The organism is Rhodococcoides navarretei (assembly GCF_038069675.1).
Lineage (GTDB): Bacteria > Actinomycetota > Actinomycetes > Mycobacteriales > Mycobacteriaceae > Rhodococcoides > Rhodococcoides navarretei.
Map to the genome: position 1 here is coordinate 1,530,906 of NZ_JBBPCN010000001.1, position 26,169 is coordinate 1,557,074.

The 26,169-nt window shown below is 63.2% G+C and carries 25 protein-coding genes; 6 read left to right on the forward strand and 19 right to left on the reverse strand.

The genetic code is table 11. The features are described 5' to 3' along the window. From AABD04_RS07535 to AABD04_RS07600, 14 genes are all read right to left on the reverse strand, one after another. A complete protein-coding gene (locus AABD04_RS07535; protein ID WP_341440718.1) occupies positions 1-837 on the reverse strand; it encodes an SMP-30/gluconolactonase/LRE family protein in 837 nt (278 codons plus the stop codon). Next, complete coding sequence (locus tag AABD04_RS07540) at positions 834-1,766, reverse strand: sugar kinase (RefSeq protein ID WP_341440719.1); 933 nt, start codon at positions 1,764-1,766, stop codon at positions 834-836. Before AABD04_RS07540 ends, AABD04_RS07535 begins: the two co-directional genes overlap by 4 nt. Next, positions 1,763-2,389: a bifunctional 4-hydroxy-2-oxoglutarate aldolase/2-dehydro-3-deoxy-phosphogluconate aldolase gene (locus tag AABD04_RS07545; protein ID WP_341440720.1), complete on the reverse strand. Its 627-nt coding sequence runs from the start codon at positions 2,387-2,389 to the stop codon at positions 1,763-1,765. The genes AABD04_RS07540 and AABD04_RS07545 overlap by 4 nt, the downstream gene beginning before the upstream one ends. Before the next feature lie 26 nt (positions 2,390-2,415). Further along, the gene (gene dgoD / locus AABD04_RS07550; protein ID WP_341440721.1) at positions 2,416-3,564 is read right to left on the reverse strand and encodes a galactonate dehydratase; all 1,149 of its coding nucleotides are present in this window, start codon (positions 3,562-3,564) and stop codon (positions 2,416-2,418) included. Further along, entirely contained in the window at positions 3,561-4,280 is a 720-nt protein-coding gene (locus tag AABD04_RS07555) for a FadR/GntR family transcriptional regulator (RefSeq protein WP_094609877.1), read from the reverse strand. The genes dgoD and AABD04_RS07555 overlap by 4 nt, the downstream gene beginning before the upstream one ends. A 31-nt stretch (positions 4,281-4,311) precedes the next feature. Beyond that, the gene (locus AABD04_RS07560; RefSeq protein WP_341440722.1) at positions 4,312-5,052 is read right to left on the reverse strand and encodes an SDR family NAD(P)-dependent oxidoreductase; all 741 of its coding nucleotides are present in this window, start codon (positions 5,050-5,052) and stop codon (positions 4,312-4,314) included. Beyond that, on the reverse strand, positions 5,049-6,227 hold the full coding sequence (locus tag AABD04_RS07565; protein ID WP_341442985.1) for a DUF4380 domain-containing protein: 1,179 nt from the start codon (positions 6,225-6,227) through the stop codon (positions 5,049-5,051). Before AABD04_RS07565 ends, AABD04_RS07560 begins: the two co-directional genes overlap by 4 nt. Positions 6,228-6,229: 2 nt before the next feature. Then, positions 6,230-7,324, reverse strand: a complete 1,095-nt coding sequence (locus AABD04_RS07570) for a zinc-dependent alcohol dehydrogenase family protein (RefSeq protein WP_341440723.1) — start codon at positions 7,322-7,324, stop codon at positions 6,230-6,232. A 40-nt stretch (positions 7,325-7,364) separates the two neighbouring features. After that, positions 7,365-8,417, reverse strand: coding sequence for an ABC transporter permease (locus AABD04_RS07575; RefSeq protein ID WP_341440724.1), 1,053 nt, complete (start codon positions 8,415-8,417; stop codon positions 7,365-7,367). Between the two features lies 1 nt (position 8,418). Continuing rightward, entirely contained in the window at positions 8,419-9,981 is a 1,563-nt protein-coding gene (locus AABD04_RS07580) for a sugar ABC transporter ATP-binding protein (protein ID WP_341440725.1), read from the reverse strand. Beyond that, positions 9,978-10,961, reverse strand: coding sequence for a substrate-binding domain-containing protein (locus AABD04_RS07585; RefSeq protein ID WP_341440726.1), 984 nt, complete (start codon positions 10,959-10,961; stop codon positions 9,978-9,980). The genes AABD04_RS07580 and AABD04_RS07585 overlap by 4 nt, the downstream gene beginning before the upstream one ends. A 154-nt stretch (positions 10,962-11,115) precedes the next feature. Continuing rightward, positions 11,116-11,742, reverse strand: coding sequence for a hypothetical protein (locus AABD04_RS07590; RefSeq protein WP_341440727.1), 627 nt, complete (start codon positions 11,740-11,742; stop codon positions 11,116-11,118). Positions 11,743-11,744: 2 nt separating this feature from the next. Continuing rightward, entirely contained in the window at positions 11,745-12,392 is a 648-nt protein-coding gene (locus AABD04_RS07595; protein ID WP_341440728.1) for a hypothetical protein, read from the reverse strand. Then, entirely contained in the window at positions 12,392-13,060 is a 669-nt protein-coding gene (locus tag AABD04_RS07600) for a hypothetical protein (protein ID WP_341440729.1), read from the reverse strand. Before AABD04_RS07600 ends, AABD04_RS07595 begins: the two co-directional genes overlap by 1 nt. 262 nt (positions 13,061-13,322) lie before the next feature. On the opposite strand from AABD04_RS07600, the gene AABD04_RS07605 reads away from it, so the two are divergent. Both AABD04_RS07605 and AABD04_RS07610 read left to right on the forward strand, forming a co-directional pair. Continuing rightward, positions 13,323-13,847 (forward strand): hypothetical protein, encoded by a 525-nt coding sequence (locus AABD04_RS07605; protein ID WP_341440730.1) that lies wholly within the window; start codon positions 13,323-13,325, stop codon positions 13,845-13,847. A gap of 26 nt (positions 13,848-13,873) precedes the next feature. Further along, positions 13,874-14,398: a hypothetical protein gene (locus tag AABD04_RS07610; RefSeq protein WP_341440731.1), complete on the forward strand. Its 525-nt coding sequence runs from the start codon at positions 13,874-13,876 to the stop codon at positions 14,396-14,398. A 19-nt stretch (positions 14,399-14,417) separates the two neighbouring features. On the opposite strand, the gene AABD04_RS07615 is transcribed toward AABD04_RS07610, so the two are convergent. The 4 genes from AABD04_RS07615 to AABD04_RS07630 form a co-directional block, all read right to left on the reverse strand. Next, positions 14,418-14,588, reverse strand: a complete 171-nt coding sequence (locus AABD04_RS07615; protein ID WP_341440732.1) for a hypothetical protein — start codon at positions 14,586-14,588, stop codon at positions 14,418-14,420. Between the two features lie 300 nt (positions 14,589-14,888). Beyond that, complete coding sequence (locus tag AABD04_RS07620; protein WP_341440733.1) at positions 14,889-15,986, reverse strand: serine hydrolase; 1,098 nt, start codon at positions 15,984-15,986, stop codon at positions 14,889-14,891. 265 nt (positions 15,987-16,251) lie between these two features. After that, positions 16,252-16,821: a hypothetical protein gene (locus tag AABD04_RS07625; RefSeq protein WP_341440734.1), complete on the reverse strand. Its 570-nt coding sequence runs from the start codon at positions 16,819-16,821 to the stop codon at positions 16,252-16,254. Between the two features lie 82 nt (positions 16,822-16,903). Next, positions 16,904-17,677 carry an 8-oxoguanine DNA glycosylase OGG fold protein gene (locus tag AABD04_RS07630; protein WP_341440735.1) on the reverse strand — a complete coding sequence of 258 codons (774 nt, stop codon included), beginning with the start codon at positions 17,675-17,677 and terminating at the stop codon, positions 16,904-16,906. A gap of 121 nt (positions 17,678-17,798) precedes the next feature. On the opposite strand from AABD04_RS07630, the gene AABD04_RS07635 reads away from it, so the two are divergent. Beyond that, a complete protein-coding gene (locus AABD04_RS07635) occupies positions 17,799-17,933 on the forward strand; it encodes a hypothetical protein (protein WP_341440736.1) in 135 nt (44 codons plus the stop codon). A 257-nt stretch (positions 17,934-18,190) separates the two neighbouring features. Here AABD04_RS07635 and AABD04_RS07640 read toward each other — a convergent pair whose 3' ends face one another. Then, positions 18,191-19,288, reverse strand: coding sequence for a DNA cytosine methyltransferase (locus AABD04_RS07640; RefSeq protein ID WP_341440737.1), 1,098 nt, complete (start codon positions 19,286-19,288; stop codon positions 18,191-18,193). A gap of 163 nt (positions 19,289-19,451) precedes the next feature. Here AABD04_RS07640 and AABD04_RS07645 point away from each other — a divergent pair, with 163 nt between their 5' ends. Genes AABD04_RS07645 through AABD04_RS07655 form a run of 3 tightly spaced genes read left to right on the forward strand, consistent with a single transcriptional unit; the run spans position 19,452 to position 26,169 of the window. Next, positions 19,452-21,239 carry a UvrD-helicase domain-containing protein gene (locus tag AABD04_RS07645; protein ID WP_341440738.1) on the forward strand — a complete coding sequence of 596 codons (1,788 nt, stop codon included), beginning with the start codon at positions 19,452-19,454 and terminating at the stop codon, positions 21,237-21,239. Then, entirely contained in the window at positions 21,236-24,430 is a 3,195-nt protein-coding gene (locus AABD04_RS07650; RefSeq protein ID WP_341440739.1) for a helicase, read from the forward strand. The genes AABD04_RS07645 and AABD04_RS07650 overlap by 4 nt, the downstream gene beginning before the upstream one ends. Further along, complete coding sequence (locus AABD04_RS07655; RefSeq protein ID WP_341440740.1) at positions 24,427-26,169, forward strand: DUF1998 domain-containing protein; 1,743 nt, start codon at positions 24,427-24,429, stop codon at positions 26,167-26,169. Before AABD04_RS07650 ends, AABD04_RS07655 begins: the two co-directional genes overlap by 4 nt.

Genomic DNA, 26,169 nt, shown 5'->3' on the forward strand with positions numbered 1-26,169 from the left:
TCAACCGCCGAACATCGCGGTCGGCACACCGCCTACGGTGGTGGACGTAATCAAGGTCGCGCCGTCCCAAGGACCCGGCTCGTCGAGGCCGGTCGTAGCACTGGTCACCAGAATGCGCCCCGAGCCGAAGGCGATGCTGGTCGGTTGAGAGGCAGGGACCGGAACGACGTCCACGAGTTCCCCGTCTGGCGCATACCGATGAAGACGATGCCCACCCCACAGCGCTGACCAGAGGCACCCGTCGGCGTCGACGGTCATTCCATCCGGATTGGCGTCACCGATTTCGGCGAAAACTGTTGGGGCAAGGAGACTGCCGTCGTCGGCCACGTCGTACCGGGTGATCACTCCGGCCGTGCTCTCCGCCAGATACATGACGGATCCGTCCGCGGAGAAGGCCGGACCGTTCGGAATTGTCAGTCCGTCGAGGACGCGATGAGTGCTGCCGTCGACGTCGACGCGCACGAGGAACCCGGTACCGGGATGGTCTCCGTACGGCATGGCACCTGCCCAGAATCGGCCGTGCGGATCGGCGACCCCGTCGTTCATGCGCATCGGCACCAGTGCGTCGACCAGCAGGTCGGCAACCCACTCGACCTCGCCGCCGGACCGGTCCAGGAACGCGATCCCGTTGCCCGCAGCGGCAATCCATCCTCCACCCGGCCGTGGTGCGACCGCCCCGAGCGGTACGTCCAGGTCGTGCAGCACCGAGCCATCATCTATAACCAACGCGCCGGACAGCAGGTCGACGAACACGAATCCGGCGTCCGAGGCTCTTGCTCCTTCGCCCAATTCGTATCGCGCATCGGACAGCGGTGCCCATTCACCCACGAGAGTCATCGCAGCGCCGCTCCGGATTCGGTGGTGATCAGATCGAGCTCGCCGCGTGTGGGCAACCCCTCCCAGTCGCCGCGGCTCGATACTGCGAACGCTCCCAATGTGTTCGCTCGAGCGAGTCGTTCTGTGATGGACAGCCCGTCGAGGCGACCGGACAGGTATCCCGCGGTGAAAGCGTCGCCCGCTCCGATGGAATCGACGACTGTCACTCGGTGGCCGGGCGCTTCGTCGACGCCATCGCGGGTGTGGACGGCGGCACCGTCGGCCCCTCTCTTGATGACGACCTCGTGCACCCCGGCGTCGAGCAGTTCGTCCGGATGCGTTGCGACGAGCTTCAATTCGTCCTCGGACGCGATCACGATGTGTGAAGCACGAACGAGCGGACGCAGCACCGCGGCCGCTGAATCCAGGTCCCACAGCCGGGACCGGAAGTTGACGTCGAACGACACGATCACACCGTCGGCGCGGGCCCGCCGCACAGCGGTCTCGATCGCGGCGGCGGCATCCGTCGACAGAGCGGGCGTGATGCCGGTGAGGTGGAGGATGCGAGGCGACTCGGTCAACGCAGCATCGGCGTCGGCAGGGGTGAGCCGGGATCCGGCCGAGCCTGCGCGGTGGTATTCGACGCGGGTGACGTCGGGCAGGCGCTGCTCGAACATCACCAGCCCGGTGGCGTGATCGGGATCGCGAACCACGCTGTCCGTCAACACGTTCTCGGCTCGCAGTGTGCGGAGGATCAGTTCGCCGGATTCGTCGGCACCCACCCGTCCGGCCCAGCGGACTCGATGGCCGAGCCGAGCGAGACCGATGGCGACGTTGGTCTCTGCCCCGGCCATCGCGACGGTCGCTGCGCCACCGAACTTGATCAGGCCTGCACACCGAACTGCCACCATCGACTCACCGATGGTCACGACGTCGAGGTCGGCAGTCATCGGTCGGTTCGAACAGCGTCGAGAAACGCACGCGCGCGTTCGCGAAGTTCGCCGAGATCGCCACCGTTCGGAGCGTCGCCACACAGCGGACTGGCGACGCCGACAGCAGTGGCCCCGTTGGCGAAGTACGCCGCGATTGCGTCGGCCCCGACCCCGCCGACCGGGATGAGCGGCACATCCGGAAACGGTGCCCGCAGATCTTTGAAGTACTGCGGTCCGAAGACCGACGCCGGGAAGATCTTGACGCCGTCGACGCCGAGGCCGACGGCCGTGACCACTTCCGTCGGTGTCAGTGCGCCACACAGCACCGGAATACCGCCGGCGACAGCAACTTCGACCGACGGTGCGACGGCGGGGGTGACGACGTAGGTCGCGCCGGCGTCTCGTACCCGCGCCACGTCCGCCGGGTCGATCACTGTGCCGGCCCCGAGCTGAACCTTCCCGTCGAGGCGAGCGGCAACAGTCTCGATGACCCGCAGTGCGTCGGCCGACGTCAGTGACACCTCGAAGAGGCGGACCCCTTCGTCGGCGAGGGCGAGGGCGGTGTCGATGGACGCTGCGGCGTCGGTACCGCGGATGATGCCGAGCAATCGGTGCTCGCGAAGGTCGTCCAACAGGGTCATGGAAGTTCTCGTTTCTGTAGAGCTCGTCACCATTCGGCGAACGAACCATCCGGGTGGTGCCAGATCGGGCCGTGCCAGCTCTCGGCAACGGCATCTGCGCGACGTACAGCGTCTTCGTCGACTTCGATGCCCAAACCTGCTGCGGTCCAACGCTCGACGTGACCGTCGACGAAGGTGAAAGGCGACCGGTCGAGCACATAGTCGAGCAGTTCCGCGCTGCCTTCGTTGTAGTGAATGCCGATGGACTGCTCCTGCAGCAGGAAGTTCGGCGTTGCGAACGCGACTTGCAAACTCGCCGCCAACGCGATCGGACCGAGTGGGCAGTGTGGTGCCAGCAGAGCCCCGAAAGTGTCGGCGAGCGTGGCGATGCGCCGCACCTCGGAGATGCCGCCCGCATGGGAGATGTCGGGTTGAACGACGGTCACGCCGGCTTCGAGGACGGGCAAGAACTCCGCGCGTGAGAACAACCGTTCGCCGGTGCCGATCGGAACACTGCTGCTGGACACGATGTCTCGGAGTCGGTGCGCGAATTCCGGGAGCACCGGTTCCTCGACGAACAGCGGCCGGAGCGGCTCCAACATCGGCAGCAGTCGCCGCGCGTCCGCGACACCGACCCTGCCGTGGAAGTCGATCGCCACGTCGTTGCCGTCGCCGATCGCCGCACGAACCTGCGAGACACGCTCCACCACACCATCGAGCTCGGCTGCGGTGGCGAGACGGCTCAGACGGCCGCACGCGTTCATCTTCAGCGCAGTCAGCCCGTTCTCGATCTGAGCCTGGGCAGCGTCGGCCACCTCGGCCGGTTCGTCGCCGCCGATCCATCCGTATACGCGGACTCGGTCGCGCACCGCGCCGCCGAGCAGCTGATGGACGGGCACACCGAGCGATTTGCCGAGGATGTCCCACAGTGCCTGGTCCAGTCCGGCGACTGCGCTGGACAGTACCGGTCCGCCGCGATAGAAGCCGCCTTTCGTCATCACCTGCCAGTGCGCTTCGACGGTGCGGGGATCGCGGCCGATGAGGAGCTCGGCCAGCTCTCGAACAGCGGCGCGTACCGTGTCGGCGCGGCCCTCGACGACGGGCTCACCCCACCCGACGATGCCGGCATCGGTCTCGACGCGGCAGAACAGCCAGCGGGGTGCGACAGCAAACGTGTCGATTGCAGTGATCTTCACTCGTGGTCCTTGCTGTTGATCAGTTCGAGCACGCGCGACAGGTCGTCGACGGACTTGTCGAGAAGCGCACGGGTCAGCTCGACCGCACCGGCCGCATCGCTCGCTCTGATGGCGTCGACGACGGCGCGGTGGCTGGGAACCGGGTTGTCTTCGGTGTGGTTGTGCACCAACGAGTCTCGAACCATCAAGGCCGGTTCTACGAAGATGCTCATGCTGGCGAGCATTTCGTTGTGGGCCGCGCGCAGCAGTATCGCGTGCCAGGCAAGGTCGGCCGCGGCCGCCTGGTCTGCACCGGCCGATGACGCTGCCTCCATGTTGTCGAGCGCTGCCTCGAAGTCGGCGAGATCGTCGTCGGTGCGGCGCAGCGCAGCGAGGCCTGCCGCCGACGGTTCGATGATGGCGCGAACCTCGGCCAGCTCGGTGAGCATTGCCGCCGCATCGCCCGCGGCATGCCGCCACCGGATGACGTCACTGTCCAGCACATTCCATGCGGCCCGGTCACGGACGAAGGTGCCGCGTCGCTGCCGAGAATCGAGCAAACCCTTCGCGGCAAGCACCTTGATGGCCTCCCGTAGCGCGGTCATCGACAGGTCCATCTCCGAGCCCAGAGCGCGGAGGTCGAGGGTCTCACCAGGGGTGATGGTGCCGTCCACGATGCGTGAGCCGAGCAGTTCGACTGTGGTGCCGTGCAATCCGCGTCCTGTGTAGCCCGTCATGCGATCCCCTTCACGCCATCGGTACTGTCGCTCATGCCGAATTCTTGGTGATACTCCACCCGCCGTCGACGACGAGAGTGGTTCCGGTGATGAACGACGCCTGGTCGCCGAGCAGAAATTCGATCGGCGCCGCCACCTCGTCCGGTTGTCCGAGTCGGCCGGTCGCGGTTTGGGCCGCACTGGCTGCGCGGTCTGCATCCGAGATCCCGTCCCACTGCGCGGTCAGCACCGGTCCGGGCAGCAGACAGTTCACCCGGACCTCGCCACCGTATTCGGTCGCGAGCTGGCGGGTGAGACCCGTCAGCCCGGCCTTGGTCGCCGCGTAGGCAGGGACGGCGGGGAGCCCGAAGTTGGCGTGCACCGAGGAGACGAGAACGATCGAGCCTCGGCGATCTCGCCGCAGGTCGGCCAAGCATGCCCGGACACCCAGAAACGTTCCGGTCAGGTTGACGTCCAGTTGCCGTTGCCACGAGGCCAGCGTCATCTCGTGCAGCGCCACCCGATCGGTGGCGAGTGCGTTGCTCACGAGGGCGTCGACGGGACCGAGTCCGACGTGCACCTGCTCCAGCGCATCGTTCCAATCGTTCTCGGACGTGACATCGCCGACGAACGCGAGAGCTCGCCCACCTGCCGACTTGATCTCTGCTGCAACCTCATCGACTCGATCGTCGAGATCCAACAACGCGACGGACCACCCCGATGCCGCCATCCGACGCGCCGTCGCGGCACCGATACCGCCGGCCGCGCCGGTGATGAGAACGGTGCGTGTCATGGAGTGTCCTTCCGTGCCGGGGTCACGTCGTAGTCGGTTCCCGTGTGGTCCCGCAGCATCACATCACCGACAACCGCGATGGTAAGAGCATCGCCCGCCCGAGCAAATGTCACGGCCTCACCGTCGACGACCAGGTCGCCGGAGATGTAGCTGCAGAAGCGGTCGTCGCCTTCCCAGTGTCCGACCGAAGTGACGGCGCGGACGTCGCCCGAACCTTCGGAGACGCCACTGCGGTAGCGGTAGTCGGTGCGATCACCCGGTGCCAATGCGGTCGAGGGGCCGAGCAGTTCGATCTCCACGATGCGAGCACTGGGGTGCAGGCCACCCAGGTGGGTGATCGGGTGGGTGAGGGGGTGCTCCATCCAGACCTCGACCCGCGAGCCCTGGTCCGGGTACTCGGCAGTCGGGTCGACGGTGAACGTCTGGGTCGCGGTGGTGCCGAAAGCGCTGTGCGCCAACCATCCGCTGGCTCCGGGTACACCGACCTTGCCGACGACGTCCTGGTGCGCCACGTGCAGTCGGTCGGTGCCCAGAGCGTCCACTCGCGGTGCGGCGGTGCCGACGGCCAACTCGACTGTTCGGTGATCACCAGGCTCGATGCCGATGTCCACACCGCCGGACCCGGGTTCGCCGCCCGCGCGCTGGGTGACATTCCACAGCGCCCATCGCACGTTGTTCTCGGAGGTGTTCTGCGCGCACAGGTGCACGTCGTAGGCGCTCTGCCCGCGGGTCACGCAGAACGCGCGCGTGACGGTGAGGCCGGTCCGTGGGTCGTGGCCGCTGGTCATGGTCACGGTTGTCGACTTGTCGGTGCGGTCGACGGTCCAGTCGTAGTAGCCGGAATCCAGTACGGGGTCCGGCGGTCCCGCCCATTCGGTCGACGCCGACCAGCCCTGCGGTGCCGGCCATGTCTTGTCGCCGCCGTAGTTGTTCCACAGGCTCATCGCGCCGGACACGGGTTCGGGGACATGTGACCCGACCGGATGCAATGCGTCATCGAGCAGAGACGCGTTCCGCCACAACAACTCCTGCCCTCGCAGGCGCATCGAGAGCAAGCGCCCACCCAGTGCGGGGACGAACCCGAGGCGCAGTACGCCGTTGTCGATCCACACGACGTCGGGTCGAGAGCCACCGCCTTCGTCGATCTCGGTGGCGACCTCCGCGGGCATGTGCATTGTCACCGAACCGAATTCGAGACGAACACGACTTTGCCTCGACTGCCGCCGGCGGCCAGAGCGAACGCTTCCTCGGCCTGGTCGAGGGAGAAGCGATCGCTCACCACCGCCTCTGGTCGTAGACCCCAGGCGACCAGGTTGTGGGCCAGGTCGGACATTGCTTGCAGCGACGTGACCCAGGAGGCATGCAGCGTCAGTTGCTTGTGCAGCAACGTGTCCGAGACTTCCGTGTCGAAGCGGCCACCTTCACCGATGAACGAGACGTGGCCCCATTCGGCCGCGTGTTGCACGGCGGTAGTGCGGCCCGGTGCCGAGCCCGAGGCGTCGATGGTGAAACCGAACCCGGCACCACCGGTCATCTCGGTGAGAAGGGCGTCGGCCTCGTCGGGGGAGACAGTGGCGTCGAAGATCCCGAGGGAGTCCGCCCAGGTGCGGCGTACTTCGGACAACTCGACGCCGACCACGCGTCGTGCGCCCATCCCGCGCCCGATCATGCCGGCCGCCAATCCGACCGGTCCCAACCCGACGACCAGCAAATCACCTTCTCCGCTGACTCCGATACGTCGTAGACCTTCGTACGCGGTGCCGAATCCGCATGCGATCAAGGCACCGTCGATGTATGACAATTCCTCGGGCAGTGGGACGCACGTCCGCTCTTCTGCGAGAACGTAGCGGGCGTTGCCCCCGTCACGTTGCCAGCCGTACGACTCACGGGAATCCGCAGTGCAGCTGATGTAGTACCCGCGGCGGCAGTTGTCGCAGAGCCCGCAGCCGGCGATGTGGTACACGATGACCCGATCTCCGGCGGTGAACCGTGCGCAATTCGGTCCCGCCGCAACCACGCGACCAGACGGCTCATGACCGGAGACGACGCCGCGGTAGGCGGGTCCATCGATCCCGCGGTGCGTCTTGTACTCCCGGTAGATGTAGCTGATGTCCGTACCGCAGATACCGGCGGCACCAACCTCCACCAACAGCTGGCCCGGTCCCGGTGTGGGCACGGAGACCGTACGTCGTTCCGTGGTGGAGTCGCCCGGGAGGTAGATGCCGGTCATCGTCTCGGGGACGACGGGGGAATCTTGCTCGACTGTGGTCACGATGTTCTCCTGCTGAAATTCTTGGTTGGGACGGTGTGGGTCAGGAGGTTCGCATCGCCGCGGCGCTGCGCCGGCCGATGAGTGCGTTGATGAGAACGGCACCGACGATGATGACGCCGCGGATGACGTCCTGCAGGAACGAGTTCACGCCCAGGAGCACAAGACCGTTGCCGATCACCGTGATGAAAACTACGCCCAGAAAAGTCCCCAGCATGGTGCCGCGTCCACCGGCGAGTGCTGCGCCGCCGATGACGACGGCCGCGATGATGTCGAACTCGAGCCCGGAGCCGGCGCTTCCGGAGCCGGCTCCCAAGCGTGCAGCGAGCAGAATTCCCGTGATGGCCGAGAGCAATCCGGTGGTGGCGAACAGCAGGATCCGGACCTTTGTCAGGTTGATACCCGACAGTCGAGCGGCGGATGCGTTGCCACCGATCGCGTAGATGGAGCGGCCGTAGGCGGTGAACTTGGCGATGTAGACGAACGCGACGAAGAGAACGAGCATGACGACTGCCGACGTCGGAATACCGAGGATGGAACCGCCGAGGAGGTCGAACAGACCACTTTCGGGCAGCACGACGGGTAGGGCGTCCGTGAGGTACAACCCGAGACCACCCAGGACACTCCACAATCCGAGTGTGGCGATGAAGGACGGGACCTTGAAGGCCGCCACCAGCCAGCCTGCCAGTGCGCCCCACGCGATGCCGAGCACCAAGGTGAGCAGCACGGCACCGACGACTCCGAATCCCCATGTGGCACTACCCATCGCGACGATCACGGATGCGAAGGCGACAGCAGGTCCGATGCTGATGTCGATCTCACCGGCGATGATCACCAGCGTCACGCCCCATGCGGCGATACCGATCGTCGCCGCGTCCCGCAGGATGCCCAATTGGTTTGCACCGTCCAAGAATCCAGCGGCGGTGAGGCCGAGCACAACGTAGAGGGCAATGATCGCGACGACCAGCCCGATCTCGTTCAGCTGGTGCGAGCGTGAGCTCAGCCAGCTGCTCTTCTTCGTTCCGTCGCCTGCGGGGCGGTCCTTGTCGATGGTGACCATGTCGGTCCTTCTCTCGTCGTCGCTCGGGGTCGTCACGTCACGCCGCCATGGCGGCGGCGAGAACGGAATCGATGGTGATGGCGGATCCGGTCAGCTCGTCGGCGACCTCTCCGCCGCGAATGGCTATGACGCGGTCACAGACCAGCGGTATTTCCTCGAGTTCGCCGGAGACGAAGACGACGGCGGCACCGCCGTCGGCGAGTTCGCGTACGAGGCGATAGATCTCGGCTTTGGCTGCGACGTCCACACCTCGGGTCGGTTCGTCCAGCAGCAAGATGCGGCTGCCCGCGTGCAGCCAGCGGCCGATGACGGCCTTCTGCTGGTTGCCGCCGCTCAGGTTGACGATGGGGGTCGCACCCTTGGCGGTGGCGATCGACAAGCGGGAGATGAGGTCCGCTGCTGCCGATCGAACTCGCTTGTAGTCGATGGTGGAGCCACGACTGACGCTGCGCATGTCGGACATCACCATGTTCTCGTCGACTCCCAGCATCGGGATGATACCGGCACCTTTACGGTCCTCAGGGGTCATACCGACGCCGAGCTTCTTCATGTTCGACGGCGAGACGGAGCCGACCGTTTTCCCCTCCACCACAACCGAGCCCGAGACCATGGGGTCGAATCCGGCAATCGCGCGGAGCAATTCGGTGCGTCCCGATCCCATCAGCCCGGCCAGGCCGAGTACCTCACCGGCGTGGACATCGAAGGACACGTCCCGAATCTTCGGTGGCAGAGAAAGGTTGCGGACCGACAGCAGGGGAGTGCCGGCGCGGTTCACGTGACGTTCGACGCGCACCTCGGTCTCGGTGATGCCCCCGACCATGAGGTCCACGACCTGCGCCGTGGTGGCTTCCGCGAGCGAGACGGTGTCGATGATGCGGCCGTCGCGCATGACCGTTGCGGTGGTGGCGACCTGACGGATCTCGTCGAGTCGATGGCTGACGTACACCACGGCGACGCCGGTGGAGGCGATGCGGGTGACGGTGCGCAGCACGACCTGAACTTCCGCAGCGGCGAGTGCGCTGGTCGGTTCGTCGAGAATGAGCAGCCGAGGGCGTCGACGGACAGCTCGGCAAATCTCCACCAATTGCTGTTCGGCGAGAGGCAGTGCTTCGACTCGGCTGAGCGGGTCGATGTCCAGGCCGAGCTCGTCGAAGACGCTTGCGGTTTCGCGTTGCATCAGCGCGTAGTCGATGCGGCCGCCGGAGCGGGGCCAGACGCCGAGGAACATGTTCTCCGCAACCGTCAGTGACGGAACGAGGCTGAGTTCCTGGTGGACGGTTTCGATGCCCAGGCTGGTCGACTCCCGGACGCCACCGTCCCCGAGGAGCGCGCCGTCGATGCGGATCGTTCCGGCGTCGGCGATCTCGACTCCGGACAGCAGCCGGATCATCGTCGATTTGCCGGCTCCGTTGCGTCCCAACAGGGCTCGGACTTCGCCGACGGCGATGGTGATGGAGGCGTCGGTGAGGGCGCGAACTCCCGTGTAGTGCTTGGTCAGTCCTTCGATCTCGGCGACGATGTCCGTGCCGGGGCGTGCCTTGTCTTTCATGGTGTCCTCTCGGCGCGGGCTCTGGTCGTCGGTGACGCTGCGGCCGGTCACGGAATGCCGTCCGGGTGCGTCTCGATCCACTCGCCGCCTGCATCCGGTCCGACGTACTCGTCGATAGGCGCGCGAATTATCATGTCGGGCGGGAGGTTTCCGTCGAGCACCTCGAGTGCTGCGTTGCCCGCCAGTTCGCCGACCTTGATGCCCGAGATGTCGGCGATGCCTTTGAGGATGCTGCCGTTCTGCAGCATTCCGGCCGCCTGGGTCGACATGTCGCCGCCGAACACCACGACCTTGCCGGACAGTCCGCGCGACTCGACGGCACGGACGGCACCGATGGTCTGTGATCCTGCTTCGCCGTAGAAGGCGTTGATGTCGGGGGAGGAGGTGAGCACCTGTTCGGCGCGTTGCACTGCCTCGTCGAGGGTCAGACCCTCCTGGTTGGCGACGATCTCTGCCCCCGGGATTGCTGCTGTCAGTGCTTCCTCGAAACCGATCCGACGTTCGATGCAGACCTCGAACTGCTCGCAATTGATCACGGCCACTTTGGGTTCAATGAGTCCGAGTTCTTGGAAGTGAGCGGCCATCTGGCGTCCGGACGCCGCACCGAACTCTTTCGGATCGCCGAGGACGTACGCCGACACCAGCCGCTCCGCGGCGGAGTCCTCGACGCAGGTGTTGTAGCAGATGATCGGCACGTCGTTCTCGTGTGCGAGTTCCAGCGCAGGGATGGAGGCGGTGGCCGACGCGGGAGAGATGATGAGTGCGTTGGCCTTCACCGACGCGACGGTGTCGACGAAGGTGCTTTCCTGCGACGCGTCCGATCGGATGTTGGCCTCGAGGAGTTGAGGCGAGTCGCCCACCGCGGAAAAGGTGTCGTCCACACCGCGGGCCACGCCGGCGTAATACCCCTCCGCATTGAGGTAGACGACCGCAATCCGTCCGTTCTCACCGATCCGGTCGGCGCAGCCCGTTGCCGAGAGGGCGACCAGCGCAGCACCGAGAACGGCACCGAGCTTCCACTTCAACTGCATATGACCTCGATGTTCGGAAGACGACTTTGTCCCTTCACAGTGACCCATGCCACCCATCTACGTCAATACTAAATTAGTATTTATTTTTCCGCCGGGTCTGGACCTGGTGTTTTCTGTCGTCTGGTCTCCCGTATCGGGGCAGTGTGAGTGCCGATCAGTTCCAGGTCGCCTGTTGCATCGACAGCACGAATCCGTGTCCGTCACCCGCGTCGCAGATCATGGCCTCGACTCGGGAGTAGCAGGTGTAGCCGAGATGCGAAATGGACGTGTTGTAGTCGAGTGATCGAGCGTTCTGGACTCCGAATGCGCCCTGGTTGAAGCACATCGGCGTCACCAGCCCGGGATCCAGGAAGAAGCCTTTGCTCAATTCGTCGGCCGAGAACGGGGGCTTGTCGCAGTCCGCACCCTCGGGTATCGGCGCATCTGTGGCTTGGCAGCCGGACGAGAACGCGGTCGATCCGAGTTTGCAGAAGATGTTGCCCGACGGCGACTTCCAACCGACCTGGTCATTGGGCGCGGCGTACACGGCCGGGTCGACGGGGGTGATCGGTATGGTCTCGGTCGATGGTGTTGCGACGGAACCGGAGTCGGGATCGTTGCTGATCGGCGGCTGGGAGGGTTGTTCTGACGCGCCCGTCGATGTTGTCGGCGCACCCGCGACCACGGTGGGGATGACCGACGGCATCGCATCCGTCGGTGCGTCCGAACTGCCACATCCCGTCAGGAGAAAGCCGGCACACGTAATGGCGGCGGCGACGACGGTGCACCTGCTGTGTCCCATCGTCAGTTCGACGTCGCCTGTTGCATCGACAACACGAATCCGTGTCCACCGCCTGCGTCGCAGATCATCGCTTCGACGCGAGAGAAGCACGTGAACCCGTTGAAGGTGATGGATGTGTTGTATTCCAACGGTTGTGCGTTCTCGACCCCGAACTCGCCTTGGTTGAAGCAGGTCGGCGTCACCTTCCCCGGGGTCATGTAGAAGCCCTTACCGAGTTGGTCGATGGTGAACGACGGGGTGACGCAGTTCGCGCCGTCGGGTATCGGAGCATCTGCTGCCTGGCAACCGGACGAGAATTCACTGTCGCCGATCTTGCAATAGATGTTGCCCGACGGCGACTTCCAGCCCACCTGATTGCCGTACGCGCTGTATCGAGCCGGGTCGACGGGGGTGATGGGTGCGGTGTTGTTCGCGGTATCGGCGACGGTCGGGTTCGATTCGGTCGCCTGTGGTGCTTCTGTCACACCTTCCGCGTCGCCATCGGTGGAGTCGGTCGGCGCGGCAATGGTCATCTGCGGAGGCGCGGGTATCTGCGCGGACACACTGGTGGCTGGGGCCGGATCAGCAGCGGGTGTTTCCTGACTGCCACATGCCGTCAGTGCCGCAGTGGTGAGCGCTGCGGTCAGCGTGAGTTTCCAGAACTCCCTCATCAGAATGCGATGTTGACGTCGCGGGAGATCATGAAGCCTCGGTCGCCGTCGTAGCAGGTGATGCCGGCCTCGGTGGAGCGACAGAATGTGCCGGTGACTCCGATGACCTGGCCGTATTCCAAGACTCGAGGGCGTTCAGGTCCGCCGACGAAGATGCCCTGATTGGTGCAGATCTGATCGACGGTGCCGTCTTGGTTGATCTTCACCCCGTAGGTGTTGTTCTCGGTGTTGAGGCACTCGCGGCCGGTGTTGCCCGGCACCGAGTAGCGGACCTGGCAGCCCACGATGGTCCCGGGCGCATTGGAGGAGTTGAATCCGCAGAACACGTTCCCGCTGGGGGACTGGAAGAAGTACTGTCCTCCGGCTTGCTCGAAGTTGCGTGCATCGACGTTGACGTCGTCGCGGTTCGGGGCGGGCGATACGGCTGGCGTGACCGCGGCGGTGGGTATTGCTTGTGCTGGGGTGACCACGTCTGGAGCCTGTGCGATTCCGCCTGCGCCGCTTCCACCGTCGGAGTCGGAGTACCCGTTTGCCGACGGAGCAGCCGCTGCACTGGTGGCCGGGGTGTTTGGGTTGCTCACCGGCTCGTCGGAGCCGCAGGCCGTGGCTGCGAGAGCGGTAACGGCGATCAGCGCGCATGTGGCCACGATTGTGCGGACTTGGCTCATTCGATGATCCTCACCGGTGGCTGCGGAGTGCATCACCTCTGATCATTGAATCGAACGGGCCAAGTGGTCTGTTAACGTCGTTCGTGTCACGACCCCGTCACGAATCGGTATCCGGGCGGTCCTTTTGTCGCTGTGGCTGCGAGGGTGGGTCGGGTAAAGACTCAAGAACCACTTGATGTTTCAGGTTCAACCTGGGGTTCTTGGTCCGGTGTCACGTGCGATCCGGTATCTCGTTGTGCGACATGAGCGAAAGGCGTGCTGTATGCGAAAAACATTGCGGCGAGCGGTCGTATCGATCGCACTGACGATTCCCCTGATTCTGGGGCTCGGCGCGGGAACGGCCGTGGCAGTGCCACAGACCACGCTGCTCCAGATTCCGGTCGTCACCGGTTTCCAGATCGCACCCGGTGCCGTCCCCGGTGGGCTGTTCCAGACCATTCCGATGAAGGCCACGGTCGGTACCGAGCCGGGTGTTCTGCTGTTGTCCACGGCGAATATCGCGCCGTATGCAGACCAGTATCCGTACCGAAGTCTCGGTGTGAACTGGCGAAACTGGGACATCGGCTTCCGCGGAAGCGCGGGACTGCGGCATTGGCAGGACAACCCCAACCCGGGCCCGCCCAACGACCTGCCGCCGCTACACAGTGAGCAGTACCCGCGCGAAGTAGCTCTGCCCACCGGAAGTGGCTGGGTCGAGATCACCGTGACCCACTACCGCGACTACCACTACGGCGAGCCCTACGCCGACACCCTGATCCCGGGCAAGGGTCTCATCTACGTCCCCTGATCCGAACGCGTATCGAAAGGCACACAATGCGAACATCCTTCCGACGCGGAGTAGTTGCGCTGGCGCTCTCCGTGCCACTGGTTCTGGGTGTCGGCGCTGGTACGGCAACGGCGGCACCCACGACGTCCGAGCTTCTGGTTCCTCTCGTCACCGGGCCGGAGTTCGGTCCGGCCGGGGTTCCAGGCGGACTCGTTCAGACGATTCCGATCGAGGCGACAGTAGGTGACAAGCCGGGTGAGGTGCGCTTCGCGGCCGCGGCCATCAGGCCGTACTACTACCAGTTCAATTACCGCTTCCTGACGGTGAACTGGCGCAATCTCGACACCGGAGCCGTCGGAGCGGTCGATCTGCGGCACTGGGAAGCCCTCGAGAACCCATCGCTACCGATCAACGCGGAGCCGAGATATCCGGTCAATCTGCCTCTCGAAGTGACCGCGCAGACCGGGGCGGGCCCGGTGGTCGTGACGGTCACTCACAATCGGGAGCAGTGGCAAGCCCCGCCGGCATCGAACGCTCTGATCCCCGGGTTGGGTGTGTTGTTCGTACCCTGACACGCGGTGTTGTAGGCGGTCAGGTACCCAGATCGCCTGCGATATCCGCTGCGGCGAGCATCGAGACAAATAGCGGCACAACTCGTTTGGCGGCGATTCGATAGTCTCCGCGGCCGTGCTGCTCCACGATGTTCGCCGAACTGAGCGTCTTGAGATGGTGATAGATCTGGCCGGACGAGCCGAGCCCCACCGCTGCAAGGAGATCCGCCGCGTTCGCCGGGCCTCGGCAGCAGTGTCCGCACGATCTGCAACCGCACCGGATGTCCCAGAGCTGCAAGCACTTCTGATGCCGACGGAACGGGTAACTCCACGATGGCGTCGGGGGAGTAGCCGATGTCCCAGCGGACTGTGCCGTGCAGATGGACGTCGCCTTGGTAGGCGATCATGCCGCCCGTCGACGGGGCGGCATCGAGCTGCTCGGGAGCGTCGCGTCGTTCCAGCTCGGCGACGCGCGCCTCCAACTCTGCCAGTCTCGACTCGAACTCTGCGCTCACACCACGCAGGCTATCCGGTCGAGTACCTCGGGCGAGAGCATCGCCTCGAGGATGAGGCCCTGTTGCACGCCCATTCCGGTGATAGCCTGATCCAATCGGGCAGCCGGCAGTCCGTCGGTCAGCCACACAGCCGTCGCGACTGTTCCGTCGTTGCGGCGCAGCTCGAATCCCTGGGTCAGAACGCCGGCGAGACTGCCGCCCTTGAAGCCGACTCCGCGAACGCTGTCGCCTGCGGGCTGCCATTCCAATTGGCGCACAATGGTGTCGGACGCATCGCCGAAGGTGTCGTCGGTGAAGGCGCGATACATCTCGTTGAGTTGTTCTGCCGAGCCGCCGCGGAAGGTGCTCTGCACTCGGTCGGCTTGTTCCTCGTAGGTCGAGGGTTGGATGGCTGCGCTGACCTGCGCCCGGAACTGTGGGTCGAACGCCCACATCTGCGCGGTCTCCCATCGGTCACCGTCGGCGAGGGCCGGGTCGTACAGCGACAGAATGTCGGTCACCAGACTCGGTACCTGGAAGTTCTCCCACCCTCCGGTCGCGGCGGCGTCGACGATCGCTTGGTCGCCGAGTCGATACCGGAGATAGTCGGGAACCGAATTGTCGCTCTCCTGGATCATGGCCGTGACCATGTCGTCGACGCGTACCGTGGCCTGGGGATCTGTTGCCGCGATGCCGTCGTTCGCGATGCCCAGCCTGTCCAACGCGGCCGGGTGTGCGCCGGCATCGGTACCGGGTACGTACCAGCGTTCCCAATCAATCAGTGGCACTTGCTCGTTCGGGTCGATGGTGCCGTCTGCGACTGCTCGGGCGTAGGCGGCGAGATGCACCACCTTGATCGCCGATGCGAGCACCTGTTCCTGGTCGGCACGGTGTTCGACGGTTCGGCCGCGGCCGTCGTCGATGACAAGGCTGACGGTGTTGGGTGCTTGATCGATCAGTCCGATCCACCCGTCCTCGGTGGCGAGGTCCGTCGAGGTGACGGGAGCGCAGTTCTCCGGCGTTGGAGTGGCGGCATTCGAGTCGGCGGCGGTGGCACATCCGCCTACCAACAGCACGGCCGCGCAGGTCGTCGAGATCCAGATCGAGCGTCGCATCGAGCCCTCTACCTGTTTCCGTAATTACGGATAACTGTAAAAGGTGGTCGAGTCACCTGACAACCCCGCTTCTGATCTCCATCCGATGCCTGTCAGTGCCGACAGAGCCTCGGTGGGGATTGCGCGGTAGCGCCGGAAGCCACGTCCGCCGAAGTCGTGTTGTCGAAACCCTCTCCGTACGAACTGCTTTCGCACGAAGAGTCGTACCGATTGTCGATGCCAGTCGGTTGAGGAAAGTGAGGCTGCCGAGGACGCCGTGAACGGTTCACGACCTGAACGGCTGTGCCGCCTCGTCCGTCGCGATGTCAGCTCGCCGAACGAGGTGGCCGGTCGCGCGAACCGCAAACAACAGCCCGATGACAGTAGCTCCCACCACGTTGCTCGTGCGGTAGTCCGCATTGTTGGCACATACGCGTACGAACTCGCTCTGTGGGATCGGTCGATCCCGCACGATGGGTTCTCCCGACGTGCCGTCGGTTTCGCTGAGGTCGTCGTCTTGGACTCTGTCGATGATCGAGCCGCACACGACTCGGTTGTTTCCTACGCTTTCGGTGGACACCGAGAAAGGAGTCAGCAGGGCCCACCCGGCGGAAAGCAGGGCGGCAGTAGCGATCAGGCCACAGGCCAGTGCCCACAGTGTGCGCAGCTCTTGCGGCCGTCGCGCCCGCCACCAGCAGTAGTTGGCCGCTCCGCCGAATGCGGCGAGCAGAAGCCACCATTGCCAATCCGAATTGAAGACCAACCAATACGTGGACACCACGAGGATCACCCAGAATGCCGTGGTGAACCATGTGGGATGCACCTGACCGAGTCGCCCGTGCAGCTGCATGCTCATCGCTACATCATGGCCGCTTGCCGGCGGGGGCGTCGTCACGAGCGGGCGGAATTCGGTCTGAGGTGCGTGGGTACTCGACCGTTCAGAACAAGGTGGGTGCGGTGTAGCGGCCGTGTCGTGCTTCGTTCAGTCGGGCGCTCCAGCGCTGCACGAGCCACATTTCGACGAGTTCGGGGCTGGTGCCGATGTCGGTGGCCCATGCGGTGATGAGTTCGACGTAGCGGTCGTAGCGACGACGAGTGAACCCGGTGACGGACGGGTCTTCGAGCCATCCTTCGTGGATGAGGGTCGAGACTCCGTATTGGTCGATCAGCTGCGCCGGGCCGCCGTAGACCGACGCCTTCACCGCCCACAGGAATATGGCCATCAGGGACATTCCGACGCCCGGGGCGTCGGGCCAGCCGGACCAGGTCGAGTTCGGGTGGTCAGGCACTGCGCGGTTGCGTACGCAGCTGTCGAGGACAGCGAGAGTCTTCGCGACGGGATTCTCGTCGGGACGGCTGAGGTGCGGGTTCATGACATCTGGGAATCGCCGCATCGCTCTGCGGTGCCGATGGCTGCCCTGCCACGCCGCGCAGAGGAACAGCAGGCCGAGCGAATCGTGTTCGCCTACTGCCAGATCGGTGCCGATCCGAAGATCGTTGCGCTGCACGGTGGCATCGCCATACTCGACAATTTCGCCGTCGAGGTTGCGGCCGCGTAGTCGAAGATCATGACCCGCGCGGTCGAGGTGGCCGTTCCACCAATCCAGGTCCACCTCCACACCGTCGTCGAGGACATGCAGGTCGTAGTTGCGGTGCTGACACCACTGCACACAGGCCGTGGGCGGCGGGAACCCCTCGTCGAGTCGTGACATACCGCCATCGAAGCATCGGGTACCGACACATCCGGTGGCGTTTCCGATGTACCTGCGCGCTGTCGGTCCCATATGGAACTGTGGGGTCTGGTTAGCCATCAGAACGAACAGGGGAGTGCCGGTGACCGTTGCCGACAATGCTGTCGACAGGCCAGTGGTCGACGTGGTGATCGATGCCATCGGCGCGGACACTGACCTGTTCGATGAGGTCAAGTACTACGTGCTCGCAGCGCTCGAAGGGCCGACGGCACAATAAGAACTACTCGACGGCGTCTCGACTCCCCGAGTCATCGGACGACAGGACTGTCGAAGAGCCCGTCGGCGCGTTCCTGACGTCCATCGGTGTGGCGGGCTCCCGGGGTATCGGCCCGAAGGCGACACTCGAATTGCGTCCTGCTTCGGGATCGCCATCGTCAGTAGTTCCAGAGGATTGGCCTGTTCGGGTTGGATAACGATTACGAGCAAGATGGGTTGAGTTGCAGGACTTTTGAGTGGCGAGGAGATGGTGGCTTGTCAGCCGGTGAGCAACGGCTCTCTCAACGCAGTTTCCCTGATGATGCCGGACACACCGGAACTAGACTCGCTCCAGGGTAGGCGCACTGCCTCGTCGAGCCGCGCGCTGTCGATTAATCGACCTGTAGCGGTTGCGAGGACGTGTGCTGCGAAACGTGGTGGCACAGCGTTTCCAACTTGCTGTCCGATATCTCCACCGCGCCAGGGGAAGTCGGAAGGAAATGTCTGCAAGATGCCCGCTTCGGGGAGTGATAGACGTGATTGTCGTCCGTCCGGGAACTGCAGCCTGTTGCGGGTGATTTTCCCGGTCACGGTTGCAGCCGGCTGGTCAGCGCTTCGTCGTCCACGATTTTTGGGATCACCACCGCTGCCGTAGTTCGAAATGACGGTGAATTCGTCATTACGATTGAGGGCATCAGCCATCGACACCCATCCGAGCAGATGTGATTCGCCCGGAGGCAAAGTTCCCTTGTGATACGCCTGGTGGGTCTCCGGGGGGAGCGCAGCTTTGCCATTTCGGCGCGCGATCAACACCGCCCGCCTGCGCGTTTGCGGCACACCGAACTGTTCGGTGCGCAGAACGTCGTGACAAACATCGTAACCATTGGCTGCCAAAACGCGCCCGATCGCTTTCCAGACAGGCAGGACTGCTGGTACCTGCTCAAGGACGATGGATTCGTATGGGGTGCCTTGTCGAAGGGCTTGCATTGCCCATCGAAGTGGTTCGACCACCAGGCCGGTTCGCTCATCGTGAAGAGTGCGAAGTCTCGTTGCGATATCCTTCCCGCTGGCGAGCTCGTCTACCAATCCGAGCACGGTATCAATGGCCTTACGGCCGGTTCCGGAACCGGCGATCGTGAACGTCTGGCACGGTGGCCCACCTGCAAGCACTTTGGCACCAGGGAAGTCGTCGGGGCCGAATATACGAACGTCGCCCTGTACGGTGCGCAGTCCGGCTGCCATCCTCGTCTCGCATGCGCGCGGATCGAGCTCGATCCCGCACACCGATAGACCCAGCCATGACGCGCCGACGTCTAACCCGCCTGGTCCCGCGAAGAGGTCTACGACGTCAAGGTGTGCGTCGAGTGATTCGGCCATGTGTCGATGTTATCCCGCTGGCGGCCACTCGAGTGCCTTCGACAAGCAGTCGAGTGTATTGCTCAAGCAACACGGGAAAGTTCAACGTCCGTACAGATTGCCGCCTCGCAAGGTAGAAGTGGTCATAAGCGATAGCTGTCTTGGAACAAGGGGTTGTTCGGTTTTGGTTGTTTTGGACGAAGCGCAACGTCGCGTGGTCAATGCGCCTGCTGAGGCGCGGCTAATGGTGGAGGCGCCGGCCGGGTCTGGCAAAACCGAGGTTGTCGCGTCTCGTATCGCGTATCTGGGAGCCGACGAGGGTCTGTCGGCGACAGCGGAGATCTTGGTGTTGAGCTTTTCCCGTGCAGCCGTTCATGCAGTCCGAACGAGAGTGTCGGAGGGCGAGAGAGTAGAGGCGAACGTACGCACATTCGACTCCTTCGCGTCGCAGCTCTTGCTTGATTTCGACATCGAGCCGCTGAGCTCGTACGACCAGCGAATCAGGCAGGCCACCGCAGCACTTACAGCCCTACAGGACCCGCCAGACCTGATCGCGGATCTGGCTCATGTCCTCATCGACGAGGTCCAGGATCTCGTCGGGGATCGTGCCGAGTTCGTCCTGGCTGTACTGGCGCACCTGGATGCGCACGCGGGCATCACTGTGCTGGGCGACCCGCTACAAGGAATCTACGACTTCGTCCTTGACGACTCAAGCAGCGCAATGAGCTTTGACGCATTCTTCGACGCGCTCACCGGGGAGTTTGGCCTCCAACGCTTGACTCTTGAGCACAACTACCGTGCGAGAGGTGCAGATTGTGTTCGTCTTGCCAATGTGGTGAGGGGACTTCGTCTGGAGACGGACCCGAGTTGTGCTCTCGATTTACTTGACGGCTTCGAAGGGTCGCTGCCGCAGGTGGATCAGCCATCGGACTGGAAGTTTTTGCAGTATTACTTTGGGCGGACAGCAGTGCTGTGTCGAAGCAATGCAGAAGTTCTGCGCATTTCCCGATCGATGGTTGATCACGGTATTCGCCACGTGGTGAGGCGGCCGGCGCGGTCATCTGGTGCTGCGCGTTGGATCGCTCCTGCTTTATGCCGCCTCAGCGGTCCGATCGTTGCGCAGTCGGACGTCGAGTCCGCCCTTCGCATCCAGCTCGATGACCTTAATGCGGAGAACGCCTGGTATGTCCTCAAGTCGGCGGAGGGCCGATCTCGGAATTACAAGCAGATTGACCTTGGCCGCCTGCGGGCGAAAGTTCGCTCTGCGGCTATGCCGATCGCCCTGACGCAGGGGGACGACCTGGAAGTCATCGTCTCGACGATCCATCGTGCCAAGGGACTGGAGTTCGATAACGTGGTAATAGTCGAGTCGACTGTGGGCTTCGAGGAAGAGCCATGGGCTCAAGTTCGCCGAAGGTACGTTGCCCTCAGCAGGGCGCGAGATTCAATTGCTTTAACGCGCCTGCCCCAGGCGCGGTCGTCGATTCGTGAATTCGATTGGCTCGCAAACCGTTTACAGGAGAGAGTAGGAAGGTCGGGTCAAACGCGAGCTCGCGCGATTGAATTTTGCCCGGCCGATGTCTACAGTGACCGACCTTCTGCCGGAGATGAAGTCGACGCACGTGCGGTACAGCAAATACTCGAGGCGGCGCTACCGGGCGTCGCTGTGGAGGGCACACTAGATACTGCCCTGTCCAGTGTGAACCACCCGATCTATACGCTAAGGATTGACGGTGCGCCCATCGGCCGGACGGCGGACGAGTTCGGGCATGCGTTCGCTTCGCTCTTCAGGATCAAGCAGGGTTTCTGGCCCGCCGAGCTTGTCGACCTGACGTTGGCGTCGGTCGAGACCACCGCTGGAGATCCGCGCTTCACCGAGGAGGCCGGTCTCGGTCCTGGGGGATTCTGGCTGGTCCCACGAGTAGTCGGACTGGCAAAGCCGTTATGGGACGTCATGGAGGAAGCGCGATGAACGAGCAAGATGCACTCGACGAAAAGTACAGGTTTCGCGAAGACATGGTTGATGCCCTGGTGGCCGACCTCGTCGGTCCGGCAGATGGAGATCGCGAGCACGTTGGTGAAGCTCCACTGAGCAGATACGTTATTGGTGCCCTGTGGCCGCGAATTTCCGATGATGACGATGACATCAATGAGTCGATGCAGAAGTCGTCAGCCGAGCCTGACAGTGCTGAGTCTGACTCAGAGGGCACGGATGATGGCAATCCGGTTGCTCAGGCGCTAGCTCGATTTCCGTCATCGATGGGGATGACGTTTTCCGTACGTGCCTCAGCGGGCCACGTTGTGATAGCTAGTTCCGCGGCGCGGTATGAGCAGCCGATCGATGACGATCAGGTCGCTCAAGATTGGGTCCGAGTCCCATCAAAAATAGAGCCGGTTGTTCAACAATTGGCTAAACCTGGGGTGCACCGGCGCGAGGTTGCCGACGGGCTAGAGCTCTATTGTTACGTGCGACCCGTCAGGAACGGTATCGTCACGCTATCTGTGGCTCTCAACAACACACATGTCGCCCTTCAGGGGGACATGCGTGACGCCATTTCCTGGTTTCAGGTCGGAATTGAAGCGCGAACCCAGAACGCAGACATCGTGGACCGCTCGTCACCCGGAAACATCGGGCATGACGCTGACTTAGACAGTGCTGCACTGATGTATCGACATGCCTACACCTTTGCCATCGGTCACGGATGTGCCGCCGATTGGGAGCTGGGCGCGATCGACAACGGCGCGGTTCCCCACGTAGCAACAACCTTCATTCCGACGCATGAGGTCCACCGAGCGCGTCCGGGTGCGTTGGAGGGCGTCGATCTTCGGATGTCGAGTCTCGCGGACCAGTCGTTGGATAAAGTCACCGCGAGCCTGAGAAGCCTGACCGGACAGTACCGCGAGTGGATCGACAACCTCGCGCAAACTATCGCATCGGGTGCCGCATCGGTGTCTGAAGAGCTCGCGCCGGTCGCTGCTGGTCATATTGCCGAGATGCGACGCGTCGCAGACCGTATCGACGCGGGCATACGCCTGCTAGAGGATGACGAAACGGTCTACAGAGCTTTCAAACTCGCGAATCGCGCGATGCAGCGGCAGCGCGCTCGGCAGGACTGGGTCCGTTCGGGTGCGAAGCCTGGTGAGTTGACCGACGGATCGGCCGCAGCATGGCGACCCTTCCAGATTGCGTATGTGCTTCTAAATCTTCCAGGTATTGCTGATCCCAAGCATGAAGACCGTGACGTCGCCGACCTGCTGTGGTTTCCGACGGGCGGCGGCAAAACGGAGGCGTACCTCGGCTTGGTCGCGTTTGTCATCTTCCTGCGTCGCATTAGGAGTTCGTCCGCGATAGGCGTGGCCATCATCATGCGTTATACGCTGCGACTGTTGACAATTCAGCAGTTCGAGCGCGCTTCGATGCTGATGTGCTCACTGGAAACAATTCGGAGGGACAACGCGTACCTTGGGTCGCGCGGGTTCTCGATCGGGCTCTGGGTCGGTGCGGGCGCTACACCGAATAGCGTTCGCGAGGCGCGAACGTCCCTGAATAAGTTGGCGCGGAACGAGACTTTGATCGAGAAGAATCCCGTCCAGCTGACCCAGTGCCCCTGGTGCGGAGCAATTATGGACCACGAGAACTACTCTGCCCCAAGAAACCCATATGATCACCTGATCATTGCATGCGGTACGTCGACGTGTGACTTCAAAGACGGCCTGCCGGTGCATGTAGTCGACGAGGACGTCTACCGTGAGCGTCCGGAACTTGTTCTCGGAACCGTCGACAAGTTCGCGATGATGGCGTGGAACGAGAACGTCGGAAAGTTGTTCGCGCGGGACGGTCAGGGCATACCCCCGGAGTTGATCATCCAAGACGAGTTGCATCTGATCTCTGGGCCCCTCGGGTCGATGGTCGGTCTCTACGAGACAGCCGTCGATGCTGCATGCACAGTCACGTCGCTCGACGAGGAGTCGAATCGCGCTCGGCCGAAAGTCATCGCGTCCACTGCGACGATCCGTCGTGCCGACAAACAGATCGCTTCGGTATTCGCACGCAAAGCGGCACTTTTCCCGCCGCCTGGTATCGACCCTGATCGATCCTTTTTCGCTGAACCGTCCACAAAGGAGGAGCTGGGGACGCGTCGGTACGTCGGAATAATGGCGTCAGGGACCAGTCACGCGACGCTCTTAGTCCGCACCTACGCAGCCCTTCTGCAGGCTGCGAAGGACGTCCCTGGTAGCGACGAGACGCGAGACCCCTACTGGACGCTGCTGGGATACTTCAACAGCCTGCGAGTGCTCGGTAGCGCGAACCTTCAAGTCGAGGGTGACGTGCGGGAGCGACTGGGCGTTGTAGCCGGACGCAAGGGCACGGAGAAGCGCGAACTAAAAGTCGTGAACGAGCTGACTAGTCGTGTTGCGTCGTCCGAAATCCCTGAGCGCCTCAAGGCCTTGGAACGACGGCTCGGCGGCGCTAACCCGCCGGACGATGTGGTGCTCGCGACGAACATGATCTCGGTAGGCGTAGATATCGACCGACTTGGCCTCATGACGGTGATGGGACAGCCGCAGGCGAGTGCTGAGTACATCCAGGCCACCAGTCGCGTCGGTCGTCAATACCCTGGACTCGTAATAACCATTTTCAATTCGGCTCGGTCGCGTGATCGCTCGCATTACGAAAGCTTTCGCCCCTTTCACCAGGCTCTCTACCGCGCCGTTGAAGCGACCAGTGCAACGCCGTTTGCGGCGCGTGCCCGAGATCGGGGACTGCACGGTGTCCTTATTTCGATGGCGCGTCTATTGATCCCAGGGTTGTCCGGCAATGGGTCTGCATATCTAGCCGACGTTAACTGGGATGACTTGACGAAGGTTGTTGCGCTGATTGAGCAGCGTGTGAGCATGGTCGAGGGTGACGAAGCAGAGGGCACGGCGGACGAGTTGGGGGATCTGCTCGACATTTGGTCCGACGCCGGCCAGGCGCGGGAGTACATGAAGTACCAGAACAGGGAATTGGAAGCCGCGCTGATGGTGCGACCCGAGGACGCCTTGACGAACGACGAGATCGAATACTCGCAGCGCGAGGTCCCGTGGCCGACGTTGCAGAGCATGCGCGACGTGGACGCCGAAAGCAGTCTCTATCAGATCCCAATGAAGAGGAAGCCATGAGCACCGCCGACGCGAAGGCACGCCGCAGCCAATTACTCAGCACCTACGGTATTGGAGGGTTGTTTCCTTCCGAGACGTCGAGTTTTATGATTGTCGGTCTCGATTTTTGGAACGAAGACCGAGCGCCGGTGATAAGCGAGCCCAGGCTGGCCCGGTCACTCGACGTCAAGGAACTCAAGTCGCCACCTGCAGGAGGGCGTAAAGATGTTCCGGTGGTGCGGTTTCCACAAACGCAGATCTGCCCAGGATGCAGGCGAATCGGCAGCGCGGCCGAGCTGGGCGGTGATTGGAATGCGTCGCAATGTAAGTGCAAGGAGGGGCGAGCCGGGGTAGCCCTGTCCCCGTTCCGTCTCATCACTGCATGCACGCGTGGCCACATCAACGAGTTCCCGTTCTACAACTGGTTGCACGCAGGTCATGCCACGACACCCGGCGACAAGCACGACATGAAGATGGTGTCGTTAGGTCGGACTTCATCTCTGGACGATCTGGTCCTTGAATGTAGCTGCAATGTGCCGCGTCGCTCGCTTGATGGTGCCTCACAGGGGCACGCGATGAAGGGAATCTTGTCGTGCAAGGGCTTTCGCCCGTGGCTCGGGCCTGAGTATGCCGAACCGTGTGACGAAACACCGAGGGTGTTGCAACGTGGTGCATCGAACGTTTGGTTCCCGGCGGTGCGGTCGGCGATATCGATTCCGCCGTATTCCGAGGCACTCGCGAAATTCGTAAACAAACACTGGGTTTCACTTGAAGACCCTGCCACTGTCAACGATGCGCTGCTGGTCAAAATCGCTAAGGATTCCCGCGGCCGATTCACCGTCACACAAATAGTCGCGGAAGTCGACCGTCGCCGCGGTGAGCAGAATGGCGACGCAATCGGCGAGGAACAGCTCCGTAAACAAGAATTCGGTGCATTGATGGACGGTCGTGATGCGACACGAGATGAGTCGGATTTCGTCTGTGAGAAGACTGTCGTCGGTGGGGACTTCGACGGCGACGTTCCCAGCATCATCACCGATTTGCGGAAAGTGACTCGGCTCCGCGAGGTTCGGGCGCTATACGGGTTCTCTCGACTGACCGGTTCAAACGACCCGGACACTCTATGCACTCTGTCCGGTGAGCCCAAGTACTGGTTGCCGGCAATCGAGGTCATCGGCGAAGGAATCTTCCTGGCGATGGACCGACAAGCGCTGAGCGACTGGGCAGGGGACAAGTTCGCTCAGAAGCGGCGCCATAGCCTCCAGAAGGCAGCCAATCGTCAGGCGGAGGCGTTCAAGAGGCCGCCCGTCACGGTCGACATCGCCAAGGTTGCCTTGCACACCTTCGCTCACGTCCTCATTGACCAGCTGTCGCTCGATGCTGGTTACCCGGCGTCGGCTCTACGGGAACGGCTGTTCGTCGACCAAGAGATGGCAGGAATTTTGGTTTACACCGCGAGTTCGGACTCGGCGGGCAGCTTGGGCGGTGTCGCATCGCAAGCTGATCCAGAACAGTTCGCAAAGGCGATCAACGAAGGTCTGACTCGCTTGTCGTGGTGCTCTTCCGATCCGGTCTGCATCGAGTCGACCGCATCGGGAACCGATGCGCTCAACCTCGCGGCGTGCCATGCATGTGTTCTCGCCCCCGAGACGTCGTGCGAGTTGAACAACACCCTGCTCGATCGTGCACTGTTGTTCGGTACGCACGAGGAAGACGAAGAGGATGCGGGGTTGTTCAGCGAATTCCTTGCACGGGCATAG

Coding starts and splice junctions, on each gene's coding strand:
- AABD04_RS07535 (WP_341440718.1), bottom strand. CDS start 837: ATGACTCTCGTGGGTGAATGGGCACCGCTGTCCGATGCGCGATACGAA.
- AABD04_RS07540 (WP_341440719.1), bottom strand. CDS start 1,766: ATGACTGCCGACCTCGACGTCGTGACCATCGGTGAGTCGATGGTGGCA.
- AABD04_RS07545 (WP_341440720.1), bottom strand. CDS start 2,389: ATGACCCTGTTGGACGACCTTCGCGAGCACCGATTGCTCGGCATCATC.
- AABD04_RS07555 (WP_094609877.1), bottom strand. CDS start 4,280: ATGACGGGCTACACAGGACGCGGATTGCACGGCACCACAGTCGAACTG.
- AABD04_RS07560 (WP_341440722.1), bottom strand. CDS start 5,052: ATGACACGCACCGTTCTCATCACCGGCGCGGCCGGCGGTATCGGTGCC.
- AABD04_RS07565 (WP_341442985.1), bottom strand. CDS start 6,227: ATGCACATGCCCGCGGAGGTCGCCACCGAGATCGACGAAGGCGGTGGC.
- AABD04_RS07585 (WP_341440726.1), bottom strand. CDS start 10,961: ATGCAGTTGAAGTGGAAGCTCGGTGCCGTTCTCGGTGCTGCGCTGGTC.
- AABD04_RS07590 (WP_341440727.1), bottom strand. CDS start 11,742: ATGGGACACAGCAGGTGCACCGTCGTCGCCGCCGCCATTACGTGTGCC.
- AABD04_RS07595 (WP_341440728.1), bottom strand. CDS start 12,392: ATGAGGGAGTTCTGGAAACTCACGCTGACCGCAGCGCTCACCACTGCG.
- AABD04_RS07600 (WP_341440729.1), bottom strand. CDS start 13,060: ATGAGCCAAGTCCGCACAATCGTGGCCACATGCGCGCTGATCGCCGTT.
- AABD04_RS07605 (WP_341440730.1), top strand. CDS start 13,323: ATGCGAAAAACATTGCGGCGAGCGGTCGTATCGATCGCACTGACGATT.
- AABD04_RS07610 (WP_341440731.1), top strand. CDS start 13,874: ATGCGAACATCCTTCCGACGCGGAGTAGTTGCGCTGGCGCTCTCCGTG.
- AABD04_RS07620 (WP_341440733.1), bottom strand. CDS start 15,986: ATGCGACGCTCGATCTGGATCTCGACGACCTGCGCGGCCGTGCTGTTG.
- AABD04_RS07625 (WP_341440734.1), bottom strand. CDS start 16,821: ATGAGCATGCAGCTGCACGGGCGACTCGGTCAGGTGCATCCCACATGG.
- AABD04_RS07630 (WP_341440735.1), bottom strand. CDS start 17,677: ATGTCACGACTCGACGAGGGGTTCCCGCCGCCCACGGCCTGTGTGCAG.
- AABD04_RS07640 (WP_341440737.1), bottom strand. CDS start 19,288: ATGGCCGAATCACTCGACGCACACCTTGACGTCGTAGACCTCTTCGCG.
- AABD04_RS07650 (WP_341440739.1), top strand. CDS start 21,236: ATGAACGAGCAAGATGCACTCGACGAAAAGTACAGGTTTCGCGAAGAC.
- AABD04_RS07655 (WP_341440740.1), top strand. CDS start 24,427: ATGAGCACCGCCGACGCGAAGGCACGCCGCAGCCAATTACTCAGCACC.